The organism is Acinetobacter gyllenbergii, from assembly GCF_001682515.1.
Classification (GTDB): Bacteria; Pseudomonadota; Gammaproteobacteria; order Pseudomonadales; family Moraxellaceae; genus Acinetobacter; species Acinetobacter gyllenbergii.
The window spans coordinates 23,781-43,321 of record NZ_KV575262.1; the positions used below are offsets into that span (position 1 = coordinate 23,781).

General features: G+C 40.9%; 19 protein-coding genes. 4 read left to right on the forward strand and 15 right to left on the reverse strand.

Going from position 1 to position 19,541, the window contains the following annotated elements; translation table 11 throughout:
• The first annotated feature begins 714 nt into the window (after positions 1–714).
• Both NG55_RS06100 and NG55_RS06105 read left to right on the forward strand, forming a co-directional pair.
• Positions 715–957 (forward strand): hypothetical protein, encoded by a 243-nt coding sequence (locus tag NG55_RS06100; RefSeq protein ID WP_016540355.1) that lies wholly within the window; start codon positions 715–717, stop codon positions 955–957.
• A 239-nt stretch (positions 958–1,196) separates the two neighbouring features.
• Positions 1,197–1,952, forward strand: coding sequence for an SDR family NAD(P)-dependent oxidoreductase (locus tag NG55_RS06105; protein WP_023269933.1), 756 nt, complete (start codon positions 1,197–1,199; stop codon positions 1,950–1,952).
• 65 nt (positions 1,953–2,017) lie between these two features.
• On the opposite strand, the gene NG55_RS06110 is transcribed toward NG55_RS06105, so the two are convergent.
• The gene (locus tag NG55_RS06110; protein WP_065342729.1) at positions 2,018–2,479 is read right to left on the reverse strand and encodes a hypothetical protein; all 462 of its coding nucleotides are present in this window, start codon (positions 2,477–2,479) and stop codon (positions 2,018–2,020) included.
• 550 nt (positions 2,480–3,029) lie between these two features.
• Between NG55_RS06110 and NG55_RS06115 the strand changes: the two genes are divergently transcribed.
• Positions 3,030–4,190: an iron-containing alcohol dehydrogenase gene (locus NG55_RS06115; protein WP_016540359.1), complete on the forward strand. Its 1,161-nt coding sequence runs from the start codon at positions 3,030–3,032 to the stop codon at positions 4,188–4,190.
• Complete coding sequence (locus NG55_RS06120) at positions 4,187–4,621, forward strand: acyl-CoA thioesterase (RefSeq protein ID WP_065342730.1); 435 nt, start codon at positions 4,187–4,189, stop codon at positions 4,619–4,621. Before NG55_RS06115 ends, NG55_RS06120 begins: the two co-directional genes overlap by 4 nt.
• A gap of 79 nt (positions 4,622–4,700) precedes the next feature.
• Here NG55_RS06120 and NG55_RS06125 read toward each other — a convergent pair whose 3' ends face one another.
• The 14 genes from NG55_RS06125 to NG55_RS06190 all read right to left on the reverse strand — a co-directional run bounded on the left by NG55_RS06125 (position 4,701) and on the right by NG55_RS06190 (position 19,538).
• Positions 4,701–5,282 carry a TerD family protein gene (locus NG55_RS06125; RefSeq protein ID WP_016540361.1) on the reverse strand — a complete coding sequence of 194 codons (582 nt, stop codon included), beginning with the start codon at positions 5,280–5,282 and terminating at the stop codon, positions 4,701–4,703.
• Between the two features lie 41 nt (positions 5,283–5,323).
• A complete protein-coding gene (locus tag NG55_RS06130; protein WP_004807604.1) occupies positions 5,324–6,043 on the reverse strand; it encodes a TIGR00266 family protein in 720 nt (239 codons plus the stop codon).
• Between the two features lie 14 nt (positions 6,044–6,057).
• Positions 6,058–7,356, reverse strand: coding sequence for a VWA domain-containing protein (locus tag NG55_RS06135; RefSeq protein WP_016540362.1), 1,299 nt, complete (start codon positions 7,354–7,356; stop codon positions 6,058–6,060).
• An 81-nt stretch (positions 7,357–7,437) separates the two neighbouring features.
• Positions 7,438–8,013, reverse strand: a complete 576-nt coding sequence (locus NG55_RS06140; protein WP_016540363.1) for a TerD family protein — start codon at positions 8,011–8,013, stop codon at positions 7,438–7,440.
• A gap of 87 nt (positions 8,014–8,100) precedes the next feature.
• Entirely contained in the window at positions 8,101–9,171 is a 1,071-nt protein-coding gene (locus NG55_RS06145; RefSeq protein ID WP_023269938.1) for a DUF475 domain-containing protein, read from the reverse strand.
• 59 nt (positions 9,172–9,230) lie between these two features.
• Positions 9,231–9,809, reverse strand: coding sequence for a TerD family protein (locus NG55_RS06150; RefSeq protein WP_016540365.1), 579 nt, complete (start codon positions 9,807–9,809; stop codon positions 9,231–9,233).
• 103 nt (positions 9,810–9,912) lie between these two features.
• On the reverse strand, positions 9,913–11,112 hold the full coding sequence (locus tag NG55_RS06155) for a TerD family protein (RefSeq protein ID WP_065342731.1): 1,200 nt from the start codon (positions 11,110–11,112) through the stop codon (positions 9,913–9,915).
• Positions 11,113–11,138: 26 nt separating this feature from the next.
• A complete protein-coding gene (locus NG55_RS06160) occupies positions 11,139–12,020 on the reverse strand; it encodes an HpcH/HpaI aldolase/citrate lyase family protein (RefSeq protein WP_065342732.1) in 882 nt (293 codons plus the stop codon).
• Positions 12,021–12,024: 4 nt separating this feature from the next.
• A complete protein-coding gene (gene stiP, locus NG55_RS06165; RefSeq protein WP_065342733.1) occupies positions 12,025–13,176 on the reverse strand; it encodes a cysteine protease StiP in 1,152 nt (383 codons plus the stop codon).
• Complete coding sequence (locus NG55_RS06170; RefSeq protein WP_004653179.1) at positions 13,160–13,981, reverse strand: HAD family hydrolase; 822 nt, start codon at positions 13,979–13,981, stop codon at positions 13,160–13,162. The genes stiP and NG55_RS06170 overlap by 17 nt, the downstream gene beginning before the upstream one ends.
• Positions 13,974–15,113, reverse strand: a complete 1,140-nt coding sequence (locus tag NG55_RS06175; RefSeq protein WP_065342734.1) for a phosphoribosyltransferase domain-containing protein — start codon at positions 15,111–15,113, stop codon at positions 13,974–13,976. Before NG55_RS06175 ends, NG55_RS06170 begins: the two co-directional genes overlap by 8 nt.
• A gap of 42 nt (positions 15,114–15,155) precedes the next feature.
• The gene (locus NG55_RS06180) at positions 15,156–16,211 is read right to left on the reverse strand and encodes an ATP-grasp domain-containing protein (RefSeq protein ID WP_081408979.1); all 1,056 of its coding nucleotides are present in this window, start codon (positions 16,209–16,211) and stop codon (positions 15,156–15,158) included.
• The gene (locus NG55_RS06185; protein WP_065342736.1) at positions 16,208–17,737 is read right to left on the reverse strand and encodes a helix-hairpin-helix domain-containing protein; all 1,530 of its coding nucleotides are present in this window, start codon (positions 17,735–17,737) and stop codon (positions 16,208–16,210) included. The genes NG55_RS06180 and NG55_RS06185 overlap by 4 nt, the downstream gene beginning before the upstream one ends.
• On the reverse strand, positions 17,730–19,538 hold the full coding sequence (locus NG55_RS06190) for a PP2C family serine/threonine-protein phosphatase (protein ID WP_065342737.1): 1,809 nt from the start codon (positions 19,536–19,538) through the stop codon (positions 17,730–17,732). Before NG55_RS06190 ends, NG55_RS06185 begins: the two co-directional genes overlap by 8 nt.
• Positions 19,539–19,541: the final 3 nt, after the last annotated feature.

Below are 19,541 nucleotides of genomic sequence, written 5' to 3' on the forward strand. Positions count from 1 at the left end.
AGGATATTGATAAAGAATAATGTAATTACTAGGACAAAAATTTGCTTGAAGCAATAAAAGACAGAGCAAAATCAATCGTCTTTACCGCATTCAAATCATTCGTGTATGAGAAACGGCTACAACATACATAGACCAACTATTTGCAATAGTCTTAGCTTGCTTTTTTGATTTTCTTCATTAATTGGTTCTTTTGCGATTAAGTCCTACTTTCAATGAAAAACTCTAAGACTGCTAATATAAATTAATTGCTATTTTTTGCTCTTATGAGCTGATATTATTTTTTGTAAAAATATGGCTTGATTTCTGACAAGTTCAGCTGCAACTTTCTAATTGATCTTTATTGCTAAACTCTTAAGCAAGTTAAAATCCACGCCAACAACCAGACTCATAAAATATTATAAAAATACTTAATTTTATAATATTTTAGCATTCCGTTTTAAATAATCCATTAAAAAAAAGCTGAATCACCTTATTAAAGTTTACACAAATTTACAAATTATATTTATCTATATTATTTTAAAAATTAAATAAAACTAAACCTATTTACAATGAAATTTTTCTTTCATAAATCGCACTAAACAATTATTCAAAGTTCATCAAACTTTCTTTGCAAAACTTGAAGCAATGCACAATAAAAACCAACTAAATTAGTCTATTGAGAATTTTTAAGATTCACACTACTCTCTCAACTCAATTAATAAAAAGGTAAATTTCATGAAAATTAAAAGTTTGTTGCTTGGTTTAATTTTATTAACAACACTCAATTCAGCTAATGCTGCAATGTATGGTTGGTGGACCTATATTAATGAATCTGTACAAGGTGTGACAAAAACATGCTATTGGAAACGTGAAATTTTAAATTCAAACGGTACAGGTAGCGGTCAATATCAATATTATAATTTTGTTATTGTGGCTATGAGTAGTTGCATGAGCCACACTGAAAAATTACCAAAATAATGTTAAGCCCTTCGGGGCTTTTCTTTTGACATCATAGAAGCGCCCTAATCAGCTCTAACTTAATTCATCTACAAAAAATAAAGACCAAAGCCATTATAATAATAAATAAACCTAATCTATATTCAAAAAAATATACCTTTCAGCAGATCATTAATTATCACTCAGCCCACAGAATATATATGATATCGTATATATTGAAGATCAAATAAATAGTAATCAATTTAATGGGACGTAATTTTTTGAATCAATCTTTAAAAAGCGCCTTACCTGTTGCACTTGTTACGGGTGCTACATCTGGAATTGGTGCAGCGGTAGCCCGCAGACTTTCTAAGGATGGCTATGCATTAGTTATTCATTCACGCAATTCCATCGAAACTGGACTAGCCATGGCTGCTGAATTAGGAAATGCAATTTACATCCAAGCAGATTTATCAAATGATGAGGATAGAATAAGACTTATCCATGAGGCTGTATCTTGGAAAGGCCAATTAGATGTTCTGATTAACAATGCAGGTATCAGTTGTATTATTCCACATGAAAATCTAATGGCCGCATCGCCAGAGATTTGGAATCAACTACATGAAGTCAATGTCATCGCACCATTTAGACTCATAGCTGAAGCAGAAGTTACGCTGAGAAAATCAGCGCAAAATGGTCGATCTGCTTGTATCATTAATATCAGCTCACACGCTGGTATCCGCCCAAAGGGTGCTTCTATCCCCTATGCAACATCCAAAGCCGCACTAAACCATATGACGCGCTTACTTGCATTATCACTTGCTCCAGATATACGTGTAAATGCAATTGCCCCAGGTTTAGTAGACACACCTTTGACAAAAAATTGGACTTCTGCCCATGAACTTTGGAATGAGCGCTCACCTATGCGTAAAGCAGCAAAACCAGAGGATATTGCTCATTTAGTTGCAATGTTAGTAACTTCAGACTATCTGACTGGGGAAATTCTAATTTCCGATGGTGGATTAAATCTGACCTAAGTATAAATCGAGTTTACTGACAACAAAAAAGCCCATCTTCCGATGAGCTCTAGTGCTTAACTTTCTTATTCCCCTATTGGGATTGAAAATCTAAGTTGATTCGTTTTATGGGCTGAAGGTAACGGATTTTGCTTCACAATTTTCTGCTGATAGTCTTTTTCGGAAATTAAACCTTTGTTTTTCGCCTTCAACATTGAGTTGAACTGTTGCTCATGTCCTAGAGCATTTAAAGCGTCGAAATGTCTATGTTCTAGATAATATTGAGACTTATCATGAGGACTCATATTAGATGTATGCTGTTGTGTTTGATGCGCTTGCTCTAAATCATAATTACGTTGATTGATAATATCTTGTTCTTGTTGTTTCATTGATTCAAAAAAATCAAACTGTTCACTACTTTCAATCTCATGGTGTGGCTCTTTATTATTTAAAATTAAAAGCGATGAATTTTTTTTGAAGATATCATCAGCACTATACACTGAACCACAAACAACGGTACTTATAAGAAGAATTACTATTTTTTTCACCAAAATACTCAACACAAAAAAAATAAAGACAAGTGTATATTTTATTATTTCTTCACAATTATTTCAAATTAAATATTAAAAACAAAAACTTATAATTATTCTATAAAATCATAACCTCTATTATTGAGTATTAAGGATGTGACCAACTGTAATATTTTTAGTTCACAAATAAAGTAAATAGACCCGACAAGAGCCCTCACTCGAAGGAAGTTGTTCAGGATTGGTTTCATTACAGATCGGTTCCTCTAAACACTCAGGAAATAAAAAAATTCGCACTTTTGTCATCAGGCAAAATAAACTCAGCCTCAAGATGAATGCCTTCGACACCCGCCTTGTCTTCAAACGCTAAAGATTTCTCCTCAAAAATCTGAAATCTCATTTTCTAAGATTTCTCGCGCTTAGGATATGTCTATAGCTCAAACTTCTGACGACTCAACACGTCAAAGCTACACTTTTTAAGTGTGTCTTGTGTTAATTTATTTACACAGTGAGACCTCTAATCACTTGATATAAAAATGTTGTATTTATTATGAAAAATAAGGATGTATGTATGAACTCGTTTCAATTTCAAACTGTTCCCAACATCATTGCGGGACTCGGTTCAATACAAGAACTTAAAAATGTTTTAACACAACAAAATTACCATAAAGCATTGATTGTCACCGATGCTGGGATGATACAGCATCAATTGCATCAGCCTATTTTAGAAATCCTGACTCAGATTGGTCTCGAGTATATTATTTATTCCGATATTCAAGCAGATCCACCAGAGCATATTGTATTAGAGGCTGTTGATTTTGCGAAACAAGAGCAAATTGATGTGATCATCGGTTTTGGTGGTGGTAGTTCCATGGATGTGGCAAAAATCATTGCCTTGCTCGCTCACCCGAAACAGCAACAGAATCTGAGTGAAATCTATGGTGTTAACCAAGCCAAAACTCCACGTTTACCACTGATTCTTATCCCAACCACAGCAGGCACAGGTTCAGAGGTCACTCCTATTTCCATTGTCACCACAGGTGCAACCACTAAAATGGGCGTGGTTTCTCCAATTCTATACGCCGATGTAGCCATTTTAGACGCAACCTTTACCCAAGGTTTACCTGCACATATTACTGCGGCGACAGGCATCGATGCCATGGTGCATGCCATTGAGGCTTATACCTCAAATATCAAAAAGAACTTTTATGCCGATATGTTGGCTAAAAATGCATTGAAACTACTCAATCATAATTTAGCCAAAGTCTTGAAAAATGGTGCTGATTTAGAAGCACGCCAAAACATGTTGGTGGGTTCGATGTTAGCGGGTCAAGCCTTTGCCAATGCACCCGTTGGCGCGGTACATGCCCTTGCATATCCATTGGGTGGGCATTTTCACCTTTCACACGGACATACCAATGCTTTGGTACTGGTTGAAGTTTTAAAATTTAATGCGCCCAAAGCCAAACAACACTATGCAGAATTAATGCAATTATTAGACCCTCGCAGTACAGGTTGTACGGATGGTTTATGTGACCTATTTATTGACCATATGCAGAATCATCTAGACCAAAGTGGCTTAACCCTGAAGTTAAGCCAGCTCGATATTGCAGAAGCAAAACTACCACAACTTGCCAAAGATGCTATGTTGCAAACTCGACTGTTGCAAAACAACCCAAGAGAAATGACTGAGCAAGACGCATTAGATATCTATCAGGCGATTTACGCATGAGCAAACCGACTTTAAAACAGCGCGAACAATTTAAGTTCTTTTTTCCAATCCAAACCCGATGGGCCGATAACGATCTTTACGGCCACGTCAACAACGTGACGTATTATAGTTATTTCGATACCGCAGCCAATTCATTACTGATTCAGAAAACAGGTTTCGATATTCATCACAGTGAAATTATTGGCTTAGTGGTTGATTCAGCTTGTAGCTTTCAACAGGAACTGTCGTTTCCAGAAGTCATTGAGGTTGGTGTTGCGATTGGTAAAATTGGGAATTCATCACTCAGATATGAGCTGGCGATCTTTAAACAAGGTCAGCAGCAAGCCGCTGCTCAAGGGCATTTTGTCCATGTCTTTGTAGACCGAGAAAGTCGAAAAAGTACTGCTATTCCAGAAGCGATGCGGGACGCTCTAAACCACTATTTATTGTAATTTCAGATCGCAGAAATGAAGAACATGCCGCAACATTGTCATGAACAATGTTTCGGCATGCCATGATTAATCTAAATCATTAGATATGTGGTAAAGCATAAGGCACGATATCTTGGAAGGTACGGCCATGCACATTTTCACCAATCGCATGCATTTTCCATGCATCGTTGTGGCGATAAATTTTTGCAATAATCAAACCAGTATGGGCGCCTTGTGAAGACAGCTTATAGCTTGCAATTTCCTGATTGCTGGATTGATCGACCAAACGACAGAATGCATTTTCGACTTTCTCAAAGGTCTGTCCACGGAAACTACTCACAGTAAATACCAAAGATTTTACTTGTGCAGGAATCTGGTTCAAATTAACACGAATGACTTCATCATCACCATCGCCCGCGCCAGTTAAGTTGTCGCCTGAATGGTGGATACTGCCATCTTTACTTTGTAATTGACCAAAGTAAACCACATCCAATACTTGTTTGTTATCATCAAATAAAATGACAGAGGCATCAAGGTCGATATCCCCACCGCCGCCGCCAAAGCCGAAAAAGCCCTTGCTCTTCGCTACATCCCACCCCACACCTAAAAAGATTTGTTGCAAGCTGCTGCCATCTGCTTTTTGCAAGCTGATTTTTTGGCCTTTTTCTAAGTTAATTCCCATGTACTTTTACTCCTCTGGATAGAACGATAAAAATGATTGTTTTAATTTGATTGATTACGGTTTAAGTTTAACTTCGAGGTTAGCCATTGCAGGAAATTGTTGCGGTTTCGAGAACAGATTACTACCTTACCTTGACCTGAAAAACGCAATACCATCCCTTCGCCACTGGTCACACTATTGACCAAATTGCCAAGAAAACCACTACTCTGTGAAGTCGATACAGACAGATTATAATTTAAGCGTGAATCCCAACAGACCACATGTCCATTATCAATAATGACTTCTTTGTTTGGTTCAACCTCAAGTTCAAACAAGGTCCCACAGCCAGACACCACCACTTGGCCTTGCCCACTGGTTTCCATCACCAGAAAACCGCCGGTATTGCCAAAAAAGGCACCACCAAGGCTGCTGTTTAAACGTGCTTTAACCTCAACAGAGTCATGCGCTGCCACAAAAGCCCCGTCACTTAGCAAATACTGCGTCGCACCGACATCCAAAATCTGCATATCGCCATCCAATGCTGCTGACAATAGACAATCGCCATCTCCACGTACCGCTTCGATATGCTGCTGGAATAACGATTCATCATTGGCAAAACGGCGTAATAGAGATTGCATTAAACCACCTTGCAAACGCCCTTTTAATTCCAATGGTGCTTCCATCATCACCATAGCATTACTTTCACAATAGATTTTATCGCCACGACGCATCGAAACATGTAAGAACGGCTCTGGTGAACCCACTAAACTAAACTGTGCCATCGTCTTTATTCCTTTTAATTTCTGACAATCTGATGTTGCTTGGCTGCATTTAACCAATCCGGAAATTCTTGCAATAACAATTCATATAGGCGTTCATCAGAAACACTATCAATGCGATCCAAACTAAAGAAATTACAGTTATCGACAATCCGCCCTGACATTTCATCTAACTTTTCTAGTGCACCATAATCTCGTCCACCGATCCCGACAAATTGCCAGAAAATAGGCAGTTTGGCGGCTTGCGATAATATTTTCTGCATTTGTCTACGGCTGCCCACGCCGCCATCTGAAATGAATAAAACATAAGTTGGGATTTGATCTTTGAACTTTTGGAAATAGTTAATCACAGCTTCAATCGCTGGAATTTCCTCATTATAGCGCGCCCCCACTTGCCAGTTCTTCCAACCGCGTTGGGTGGTATTAATGAAATCATTGACATTGCTGAGGGTTACATCATCCAGTTGTGTGGTTTTAGCCGCAAAAGCCCAGCATTCAAAACTACCATCATCATCAAAATGAATGGCCAGTGGCATTAGGCGATTCACCACCTTTTGCACATCACCACGACGATATTGCCCATCCATTGAGCCAGATGCATCTAGAACTAAGGCAACACGTGCGGTCACGCCCAGTAAATTTCTCTTTTCCAGTTGAACCAATGATTTTTTGGTCAGATCGATAATGGATGCATTGCCCGTTTTTTCGGCTTTTTGCAAAGATAATTTTTTCTTTAAATCAATATTCGATTGTGGTGCTACCGGTGTCGTCTGTTGTGCTGCCGGCTCTTCAGCGACTTCACCACCAAAATGCTGAATTAAAGCAGCAAGACCTGCATTAAAGCCTTGTCCAATCGCTGCTAAACGCCAGATACCATCTTTTCGATAAATCTCGATCAGCATGGTGGCACGTTCTTGATCGAAGATGCTACCATCTAACTTCAGTTCAGCGATCGGCTGAAACTGCAAGTTAAGAATTTGAATCGTGGCTTGCTGTAATTGTGACATGACATTCTGGCCATCAATGGCAGCGGTCAAAACCAGATGTTGAATACTTGCAGGTAGTTTTGCTAAATCAACTAAAAAACGGCTGCATTTATTCTGGTTTTCAATCAGACGAACCGCTTGGCATGGCGTTTCAGGCTGATTATAAAAGCTCATGTATCGCTCATCACTCAAACGATATTGCGGATCAAGTCCAAAACTGGCGATGTCTAAATCAAAAGCTGCTTGGTATTGAATCTGGATATAAAAAGAGGATTGCCCCTGTAAAACATCATTTAATTTTATTTTTTGTCCGCGAACTAAATTCAACATATCAAGCAATAACCTATTTTTTATCATTTATAAATATCGAAAAAAGAAGATAGTGCCTAAACACTATCTTCCACAGGCATCTTAAACAGAAACGCCATAAGAAGCCGCTAAAGGCCCTAAACCACCAGCAAAACCTTGACCGATTGCGCGGAATTTCCACTCGCTACCATGTTTATAAAGTTCACCAAAGATCATTGCAGTTTCTGTGCTGCTGTCTTCAGACAAGTCATAACGTGCAATTTCGGTACCACCCGCATCGTTACTTACACGAATGTAAGCATTTGCAACTTGACCAAAGTTTTGGTTACGCGTTTGACCGTCATAAATCGTAACCGCAAAGATCACTTTTGCAACGTCAGCTGGAACTTTGCTTAAATCGATACTTAAGGTTTCGTCATCACCATCGCCTTCACCGGTACGGTTATCACCATTGTGAACCACTGAACCATCAGATGACTTTAAGTTATTGAAGAAAATAAAGTCATTATCAGCACGAACCTTACCACCTTCATTGACTAAGAATGCAATTGCATCAAGGTCAAATGCAGCACCATCAGTCACACGTGGATTCCAACCTAAACCCACAGTCGTTTTTGTAATACCAGGCGCTTCTTTGGTTAAGCTAACGTTGCCGCCTTTGGTTAAACTAATTGCCATTTGAGTTTCTCCTTATTAAATATCAACTCATTGTTTATTTCATTTGAATCATGGACATCATATAAATGATGTATCCATGCATTTTTATCAAGCTTGTGTTTGTTGTTTACTGTAAGCAATCGAAGATAATACAGCCCAAATGATGAATGCAATACCAATCAAGCCTGTTACAACTTCAGGCACATGACCACCTGTTCCGGTATAAAGCATAATTGCAGCTAAAGCACCAATCGCATAATGTGCGCCATGCTCTAGATAGATAAAGGCTTCTAATGTGCCTTTCTCAACTAAATAAATCGTCATAGAACGGACAAACATAGCACCAATTGCCAAACCGAGCATAATCACAACGACATCACTTGTGATCGCAAATGCACCAATCACGCCATCAAAGCTGAATGACGCATCTAATACTTCGAGGTAAAGGAAACCACCAATACCAGCTTTGACAATATTACTTGATGTACCCGAAACCTGTTTTTCATCGGCTTCATCATCTTCACTACTGCCTTCAAGCAAATGACCCAGTACCTGTACACCGATGTAAACCACGATGCCCCAGATTCCCGCGACAATCACAATCAGTTTTTGCTGCTCAGGCACAAATGCAGCCATAGTCAGCAAAGCAATCAGTGATACGAATACTGACATCGCAGGAATGTTTGCTAGATTCGATAAATGGGTTTCCAACCAATGGAACCAGTGTGTATCTTTACCATCATCAAACAAGAAGTTTAAGAACACCAACAGTAGGAACATCCCACCAAAGGCTGCAATCTCTGCATGGTGTGCAAGTAACTTTTCTGAATAAGTTTTTGGATCATTCAGCGCCAGTTTCGCAACCTCGACCATTCCCATGTCTGCGGTAACACCAACAATCAACAATGGGAAGATTAAACGCATACCAAATACAGCAACTAAAATACCGACAGTCAGGAACAGTTTTTTCCAGAACTCATCCCAGTTTCTTAACACTGAAGCATTAACAACAGCATTGTCAAAAGACAGGGAAACTTCCATGACCGCCAGTACAGTCGTAATCAATAAAACTTTAAGCATCATCGAGAAACCAGCATTTGGGCCGTGCGTAAAGCCCCACCATGCCGATAACCCGAGACAGATTACGGTAAAAATAATTGAGAAACGAAAATGTTTCATTGTTTTCCTTTTCTAAACAGCTTAGAGCTATTCATCATTTATGTGTTGAAATGAGAACCTTAGCCGACCTGAATACCATATTGTTGGCACATCGCAGCAAGCCCACCAGAATAGCCTTGACCAACGGCTTTAAATTTCCATTCGCCATTGTGGCGATAAACTTCGCCAAACACCATGGCAGTTTCAGTAGAATAATCTTCTGCCAAATCAAAACGAACCACTTCGACATTGGTGTCTTGATTGACAACACGAATAAAGGCATTGGCAATTTGACCAAAATTCTGGCCACGTGCTTGCGCATCATGAATGGTCACAGTAATCGCAATTTTTTCAATTTCAGGTGAAACTTTTGACAGATCAACCAACAATGTTTCATCATCACCATCGCCTTGACCTGAACGGTTGTCACCTGTGTGCTCGACTGAAGCATCTTGCGATTTAAGTTGGTTGTAGAAAATAAAGTCGTGATCGCCACGTACTTTACCTGTTGCGGTTAATAAGAATGCACTCGCATCCAAGTCAAATGCTGCGCCATCAGTCGCACGCTCATCCCAGCCCAATCCAATTAAAATGCGAACTAAATTTGGATCTGTTTTACTTAGGGATAAATTTCCACCTTTATTTAAACTAATTGCCATTTTGTTTTTTCTCCTCGTTTGAACATTTAAAATTCAATGGTCTTAATAATGTCTACATAGATATCGAAAGTGTTGTTATCTAATACATCATTAAATATCAATTTTATTTACTGCCTGCAACCCAGCGCAGACCAAAACCAAAGGCTTGATCCAGCTCACGATGTCCAGGCACATAGCGCACATGACGTTGTACTTGGATACTACCGCCTTGATTGACTAACTCAACAATTCCACACATCCCTAAAGGTTGCCCTTCAGTTAAACGGATTTCAATCGGTGGTTGATCTGGAACATAAATCGTGACCACAGCATCTGTTTCAGCCCAGTTCGGCACACCTTCATAAATAAAGGCAAACAACACCACACGGCGAATCTGCGACCAGTGCTGTCCATTAATCCGAAGCCACTCACCCTCTGTCAATGCACCAGTCCGGTCATCGGCAGAAAGCTGAATAAAGGGGAAACCGTTAAAATCACCAAATCGATCACCTAAAGCCTGAATCACCGATTTGCTACCGTCTTGCATCTCGAACAGGCAACCCAAATCCAAATCAATACCTTGATTTTGGTTAAGCAGCTTTTTAAAGAAGCCTCCTGCTTGTGCTTGCTGAGTCCGTTGATTCCAATTCAGATTAATTTTAATCTCACCAAAACCATGCGCCTGTTTCTGTAAATTAATCTGGTTATTGCGTTTATCTAAGGTAATTTTGCTTAAATTAATTTTAGGCTGAGGTGCTGGCGCAGGTACAGGTTGAGGCACAGGCTCAGGCGTTGTTGCTTGATCACTAATTTCTACCCCAAAATGTTCGGCTAACGGTTGTAAGCCACCATTAAAACCCTGATTCACAAAGCGGAATTTCCACTGGTCTTTATGACGATAAACTTCGGCCAAAATCAGAGCTTTTTCAGTCTTTTCAGCACTTTTTACCGTTGCTGATGCCGTGAGCTGTCCGTTTTCCCATAATTCAATTTGAATATCTTGAATCGCATTAATTGCGCCCTGCCCATCAATCGTTGCACACATCGCAAGCTTGCTGATGTCTGCATCGAACAATTGAGTGTTCAGATTAAATTGCGCGATATAGGGGGCTTTTGTTGTCGCCTCGATTAATTCCACACTACGGTTCGGCGTCTGCTTTTGCCCATAAAAGATCATGTCCGCATCACCACGCACCTTCGCCTGCGCATTCAAGACATAGGCGGTAACATCTAAACCAATATGAGCCGCTAATGAGCTTTTAATTTTCACTTGGCACTGTGACTGGCTCAATGCCAGATTGGCTCCTGTAATGAGTTGTTGCATCGATTTTATTCCTATATTTTTTGATTTTATACTTTTAGCCCAAACACTTTTGCTCGCTCTAAAATTCGTTCCGCCCACCGACGATGTGTTGCAGGTTCAAGCATACTGCCATGACAGGCAAATACAGCCTTGCTGCCATCCAACAAAATACCCTGCGCTTGTTTTAACTCGATTTCATTAACCTGATAAGCCTGATGCACAATCGAGATCTGTGCAGGATGAATCACGGTTTTACCAGATAAGCCGTGCTGTAAATCCAAATATAATTCATCTTGCAACAATTTCACCTGACTAAAATGCTCACAGACAGGTGCGCTCAGTGCAAAACCATAAGGCAAAAACTGACCTGCTAGATTTGCAATGAGTGTGCCGATAGGCGTTTGGTATAAAGTCATATCACTCGGCCGACGTAAAGCCAAGCAATTCAGTAAGTCATTGCCCCCGACCCGAAGCACCAATACTTTATGAAATTCTGGCAAGACTTGTCTCAGCTCTTTCATTTGCCCCATATCGAAACTGTCCGCTGTTTCAAGCGTAGGCATGTAATAAAGTTCTGGTGGAAGAACTTCAAGCCATTGCTTAAAACTGGCTAAACCAAATTTCGGCAACACCATGCCATCTAAAGCCGTGATTTCTTGCCATTCTGCCAACTCAGCGGCCATTGCAATATGACGAGGGCGAATAAAAACTTTTGGATGTTGTTCTAGGCGCTGTTGTTGCTGAATTTGCTGCAACAACTGTTTGAGATTTTGTTTGGCAAACTCAATTTCCTGTTCAGTGATGGCATCTTCCAGACAGATCACCAATGAGCGCAACTCTGGATATTTTTCACCCTTCACCACAGCCCATAAGTCTGGACGCGTGGCAGGCATATATAATGTTGCCCCTAAAGATAATGCAGATAACATAAAATTATCCTTTCCCCAATTTTTGAATCAATGTAATCGCTCTATACGGCGCAATTTGATCACCAACCACTTGTACTGGTGTCTCTGTGACTTGCGTTAAATAACGTAATAAACGGGTATCGGCATCATCAGCATCGCGAAGTAAAACCAGATCAGGTACTCGTCTTAAAATCGCTCGGGTTGCTTCTGCGATACTCGGTTTTATCCGATTAATATTTTGAATGTCGTATTCTTGGGCCAGTTTCTGTACCACCTGCTGGCTTTGATCTTGTTGTGTCAGTTGCTGTGTTTGCCCCCAAACAGCATTCGGTTGAGGATTAAGCTGTGTGCGAATCTGGTTGATGCGCTGAATAAACTGCTGCGAAATATCAAATTCTCTTAAATGACTATATTCAATACAGCGGTGCCATTGATCAATGTTATCCGCATTGATTTCCTCGGCACTCAAGGCTTCACCTTCACAAATGCTACGTGAAATAAGACCTGAAATGGTCGAACCCAAAATACCAGATGGAATCAGCCAGTCATCGCCACTGGCCGCCAACCATGCACAACCGGCAATATCAGATAAAACCACCAACGGTAAAGGTCGTCCTGCAAAACGAGGATCTCCACCTAAACTACGTTGTAATTCTTGGCGAATCGCACCTTTCCCCGTCCAACCATCCACAAATACAATCGATTCGTGTCCATGTTTAGCAATAATGGTTTCCAAGGCAGCAAAATCGATACCACGGTCTCGAATAATACTGATGCCATAATGTACACAGTCACAGCCTAAGTCATGTATCGCATGATAAAGCAGTACGCCTAAGGGTACGCCCGCACGTACAAAACTCACCAATACAATTGGTTCCTTGAATTGTGCAATCAAGCTTTGTGCCAACTGTTGAACTTCTCGAGCCAAACGTTGTTGCCCTTGCTGCATAGCCTGTTCAAACAACTGTAAATGACGTTCAGTCGGTTCACTCTCCAAACTGATCATTTGCGAATAATGTTTTTCTCCCGATTGAATCAGGCGTTCTTTTTCGATGGTATCGGTTGGTTCAATATGCGTCCGTTTAAGTAAAAAAGTCACTTGTTCCGATTGGTAACTACCACTAAACCCTTGTTTTAAAATTAATTCACTTGCTTTATCTTTATTGATAATCGCCATAATATCCTTCTTGTTTATATTGCTGCGTCAAATTATGTTTTACCCAACGATTCAATTGACTGTGGTTTGGCATGCCCCACCAATGACAGAGATTCAAAAACTCTACATCGGACAAACTATCGCCAAAACCGAGAATCGGGCGTTGTTGAGACGCAAACTGTTGCAATAAAAAACGGGCAGCATTGGCTTTACTCACAGGTTCTGGAATCAAAGCCAAATTATTGCCATTTAAATGAAAATAGAACCCATCCAAAACTGCTGGGCTTAAGCTATTTAATAATTCTGGTAAGAAATTCGGTGCATAGGGATTATCATTTTCAGTATTTTGCTTGGCAACCACGTATAGGCCCAAACCTTGCTCTTCAACCACCCAAGTACGGATAGAACCAAAATGGGTTGCCTGTTGTTGTACCACCTCAATCAAAGCCTGTTGTCGCGCTTGATAAGGAGCCAATGCATCTTGCATCTGCGCATGCCAATCCAGATTTACACTGAAATCGGCATTCAGTACCGTACCACCATGGGAGCAGACGGCCCCGTATTGGAAAGGTAAATGGACCCGAGACAATGCTTCTGCACTTCGTGCCGTAACAGGAATCAAATGTGTACTATGCAACAACCACTGCACAAAGTGCTGCTGAATCGGGTTCATATACGCCAATGCTTGCCCCTGTTTGTCCGTGGTGACCATTTTAAAGTCAGCTTGGGGAACAATACGGCGATGGGTCTGGAATAAAGTATCATCCAGATCAACCAACATAAGCGGCGTTGCAATATTTTGCGCGTCAAATAAGAAATTAGTCATTCACACTACACAGATTAAAAGTTTGATGTGGAAATTCTACTGCGCTGATGACTTCAGCATTTGGAATCGCGTCTAATAGGCTATTGGCGACAGACTCAGCACAGGTTTCCACTGTAATGAAGATTCGGTCATACTCTAATGGGTTGATATTGTAAACAAAGTTCTGAATACCCAAACCATAGTTATCTGAAAAAGCCAAAGCAGATTGAATTGCATGTCCTACTGCGATTGGTGAGCGCGTGATCGCACTAAATTTCACCTCCGCACCCTGTCGCTGCAAATCTTCGGCCAATAAGAATGAAGACCAGACATATTCACCACTTCCTAACACTAAAATCCGTTGTTGAGGTTCGACCTTCAAACGAATATAGGCAGAAGTATCTTGAGTCGGTAACCGCCCCCAAGTCGGTTCAGACAAGGTTGCATACTCACCAAATGCCACGGTATCGACTTTGGGCATATTGATCTGTGGTGGATTTTCGGCATCCTGCCACTGCCACTTACCTGTCATCAATGCCACTGACTGACAATCTAATCCAGCAATATGAATACCTGATGACCAATCTGCTAAAGTGGCCGTCACAATATGGGAAATTTGATCAAAACCAGCCGCCTGTAGTGCCGACACTAAATTGATAAAGGTTTTTCCTGTAGAAGCTTCATCATCGACCAATACAATACTTTTGCTGGCTAAAATTTTCTTTTGGATATCCGCATCAGGAGAACCATACAGCAACTGATCTTGCGCATGGCTGTGTTCTTCTAAAAAGCGAGCCAATAATGGTGCACCATCAACGGGATGACGAGTCGTCGTGACATACAGTGCATCGGGATAGCGTGCTTGTAAAACTTGATGTACACCTGCACCAAGACCTACCGCAGTTTCTGCCATTCCAATCACCAAAATTGGTTCAGGTAAATCACTCGGAATCAGTTGAGCTAAATCAGTAAACGCATGACGCATCACTTGAGGACTCACCGGAATATGTCTTCCCAAGACTTTTGAAACAAATAAAAAAGCTCTTTTCGGATTTATTCGTTCAGCAAAACCGAGTAAATCCTGCCATTTCCAATGGCTATTGTCATCGGGCTGTAAATCCAGTTTGCCACGTTGTAATTCAATCTCAATCATATAATTCTTAAATCTAAGTTAAAATAATATACATAATGGTCTTTATATTACACAAATACTCTGAGTTATGCTGCGTACAGTGACCGAACTTTCCATCTTTTCAGGTTGATAATTGAGCTGTAGTGCTTGAGCAATCGCCAAATGAACCAAATTCACGCCACTCATAAAGGTATGTGCTATGCCACCTGAAGGTCGAGAGTTCACCTCCAAGATATATAACTGCTGTTGATCATTATATCGAGCCTGCATATTGACGAGTCCATCACAACCAAATAGTGCAGCCACCTGATGTGCCAACTCAATCGCTGGATCTTCAAAAGTTAAGTTTTGGCAACCATTGTTCTGTTTATAACGTGCAATCGCACCATGCACCTGACCATGTATGCACAACATATCGACTGAACACTCAAGCCCAGATAGAAATGGCATAACTAAATACACAGGGGGTTGTTCTAACTGCCGGTAACTCTCGATAAAACTTTCAGGATGTGCTTTAAATCTCATGCTATTGGCAAAGACATCAAAAGCATCCGCTTTAGGATCTAAATGCCAAAACCCTGAAGCAAAAACCCCTTTGGCAGGCTTGACGCACACATCGCCTTTTTGCAGCCAGTCATGATATGCATTTTGTAATTGCTCAGCATTTTCAACAATGGTTGCTGGTGCAACCGCCAAACCGTGAGTCACGCAAATTTGAGTAAACAGTGATTTGTCATTCAGTTGCTCGACCTGCTCCACCGTATCACAGCCCGCCATCAGACGGATACCCAATTGCTCGAAGCGATGCTTTTGAGCCAGATAAATTGCAGCATGATGCCCAGCAATGATCAACTTGACGTTTAAGCGCTGCGCCTGTTGTAACACCCACTCGACTCGCTCTGACAAAGACGGTTCTTGTAAAGCAATATCGGCAACAGAAGTAATTTCAGGACGATCGTCTGCATGTGATGCCACCACATGAATTGGGAGATTAAAAGGCGCAGTTTTTGCTGCCAAAATTAAATCACGTTGACAAGAATGCGCTTGGGTAAACCAAATCCCGATCGAGTTTTCTGCGATGCCAATCTGAGCAAGCTCATTCACTATTATTTGCGTCATATACATTCCACCATTTGCACCACCACTAAGCGACCTCCATCCTGACGTGAAAGTAAAATTTGTTTTCCATCCAGCAATTCGATTTTTTCACCAATTGGAATGGTTGTTTTAGTTGCCACATCCATGAGATCGGGCAGATTTTCATTCACTAGCCACCACTGATTTTGGTGAAAAACAAAGTAGCCAACACGTTTGGTTTGTTCTGCTGTTAAACGCTCATTCGGCGCAATCAGATTATTGGCATGCCACGGGTAAAGCGACTGCCCTGTCCAGACCATTAAACGGTGATTATCAGGTCTAAAACTGCCTTCTCGGCGTGCCGAATAGAGATTCAATACAGGTAACTTGCCTTTAAAGGCTGTGCCACAAAATGGACATACTGGTTTTGTTGTATTATCAAATACATACCATTTTTGACTGCAATCGCTATTTAAACAAGGCTGAATCAAATCCACCGTTTTAACCAAAGCAGTTTCCCAATCATTAGCAGATGGTCGCTGCTGCGGTTGATGTAAACCCGTCACAAAGCTTTGTAAAAACAGTTCTTTTAAATAAGGACCTGTCACGGTGAATGGAATTTTTTCTGGATCGGCCCATGGTAAAGCGCTTGGACGCACCTGACTAACTTTCACCCGGTTGCTTGGATCAGTTGGATGCTCAATAAATAAGGCATTTTCACCCATTGCCAGATTTTCATCGCGCTGCGGATCATTCACATCATGGACTTTACCACCACGCAACGGGTGCCGATACAGCAAATACATATAGATCAATACGGCCAAGGCATGGCGATCAGTCATGATATTTGGGAGACTACGTAGCGGATCATCCTTTTTAAAGTGATTGGTTTTCACCACTTCTGGCGCAATGAAGTCAGGCGTCCCCACGACATCAGGTGGGTATTTACCAGGTACAACCAAGCCATCAACATCAATCACACAGGCACGCCCAGTTACAGGATCAATTAAAATATTCTTATAGGATAAATCTGAATGCGCCAAACCTGCCGCATGCATACGGCGCACAGCTCGGGCAATCAGAATACAAATTCGCAGATAATTCGACCAATTGCCTTTTTCTTTTTCATCTAAAAACCGATTTTGATTATTGGCACTAGCAAACCATTTCCCTTCTTTTTCCTTACCTTTAATGCCTAAAAAATCATTATTTTTAGAACCATACTCAAAGAAAAACTGTTTTTGGTACGTCGGGGCGGTAATGCCCAATAAACCATTATACTCCACCAAACCATCGGGCCAGCAAAAGACATTTTTCCAATAATCCCCACCTGCACTGTTGAAAATACCTTGCCATTTATTGCCAACAATTTCCTTTAAGCGGTCCTTCTGTCTTTCCAGCTCAGCATGCGACTGATAAAAATGGTTTTTTTCTTTGCTAAAAAAACACACCACATAAGATTTATCAGGCGAAAAATAGACATCTTTCATTGCTCCTGAGCCAATAACCTCATCAACGAATGCGACTGGCCGACCATCTAAAGTTTGACACTGGATAATCTTAGTCATGGGCAAGACCCTCTACATCCACAATCACAGGCTTATTCCATAAAATCGCTAACGTACGATCATCATGATGTCCTGCACTAAAGAACTTTGACCACGCTAATAAAGCTTGATCTGGGTGTGGTTGCTGTAACTGAGGTTCAATTTCTTGCCATAATGCCTGCCATTTTTCGTGGTTTGCAAGTCCAGCATCCGTTTCAAAACGCGGATCGGAAATACCATCTGTCATTAGAATCACAGCTTCACAATCATCGTAATAGCCAATATTGACGCGACTACCAAACTGTTGCGCAAAACTACGATCTAAGAAACGGGTTTGCCCAGCAAACTCTCCACCATCTGGTTTACCCATTAAACGCACTTTATCTTTGGCATATACAGCAATCGCGCCATCACCCATCCAGAAGGTGCTAATAAAGGTTTTTTGCTCGCATTGTTTAACCACAGCCACCAATAAAGTTGTGGCATACGCCTTGGCTGCAACCTGCTTTAACTCGGCTTCCTGCTCAATAGCCTCAATCGCCACTTGTGCTGTTTTATAGAAAGTATCGTGAAAATCTTTATAAATCTGCTGTGCAACCGACTTGGTCATTTCATCATCACTGCCAACTTGCCATTGCTGCAATAACAGATCTAGATGTAGATGATGCTGTTCGAGGTAATCCGTCAGCGTTCTTGCTGCACTTTGCACCGCAAGCAAAGAACCTTGTCGAGAGTAACTGGCACTGCCAGCCCCGTCTGCAACAATTAATACCGACCAATCGCTCTCAGCAACACGAGCAATCAGAAAGTCATCGTCACGGAAAGTCCCCGCATGTTCATGTGAGCGTCCACGCTGGCTACAGGCCGCGAGGTTAAAATACTCAGTCTGAATCAGTTGATGGTCACTATGTGCTTTCTGATAAGGCGCATTGATATCAGGTTCATTAACTTGCCACAAACTACGTGGATCAGCAGTAACAATAAAGGTCACTTCACCCGAAGACCATGCTTGTGCGGCTTCACTATTTTTATACTGAAATGCCAGTTTAAATTCGCCTGCTTGCAACGGTATGCCCTGTAACTGTTGGGCTTCATCATCAAATACAATACCTAAGTCTTCTGGAATTTTGATCGATTCAGAACAAATCAGCACATCCTCTTTGACCGGATATTGCATTTGAATACGTGCTTGATAGTCTTGCCCAACACGCGCATTGGGGATCTGAAAATGAGGCATTTTTTTCACCATTTTCACCTCATGATTTTGTTTTCCTGAGGGATTATTCTGCTTGTGGTCTGTATTACTGGAGTCGATATTTGCAGTTGTACTAAGTAGCAACGGCGCTGTAGAGCATGGCTTAACAACGAAACGATCATTGATCAAAGAAGGCTCAGTTTCTGCATCAACAGGTGCAGACAAATAAAGTTCATCTAAAAAATCAAGCTGATCAATTGACTCCAATGCATCAGCCTCATTGATTGGATTCAACATCATTTGCGTATGATCGAATTGCTGTCGATTTGGTTCAGTACGATCAAGCCCAGCGCTGATAGAAGCATAAATCGGTAAGCGACCCTGCTCCAGAATGCGCTGTAATGAAGAATGCTGGAAGGCTGGTGACTGCTCTAATTGAAAACTCATCAGCACATATATCTGTTCAGCCAAATCATGATAGGCATTATAAATTTTTTTATTTTTCAACAATTGATTAAAGGACTCATCATCCACCACAAATTGGTTCGGTTGAGTTTGATCTTGTAACAGCTGTTTCAATGTACTCAAAAAAACAGTCTGAACTTCATGAGTCAATGTTTGCGACATGGC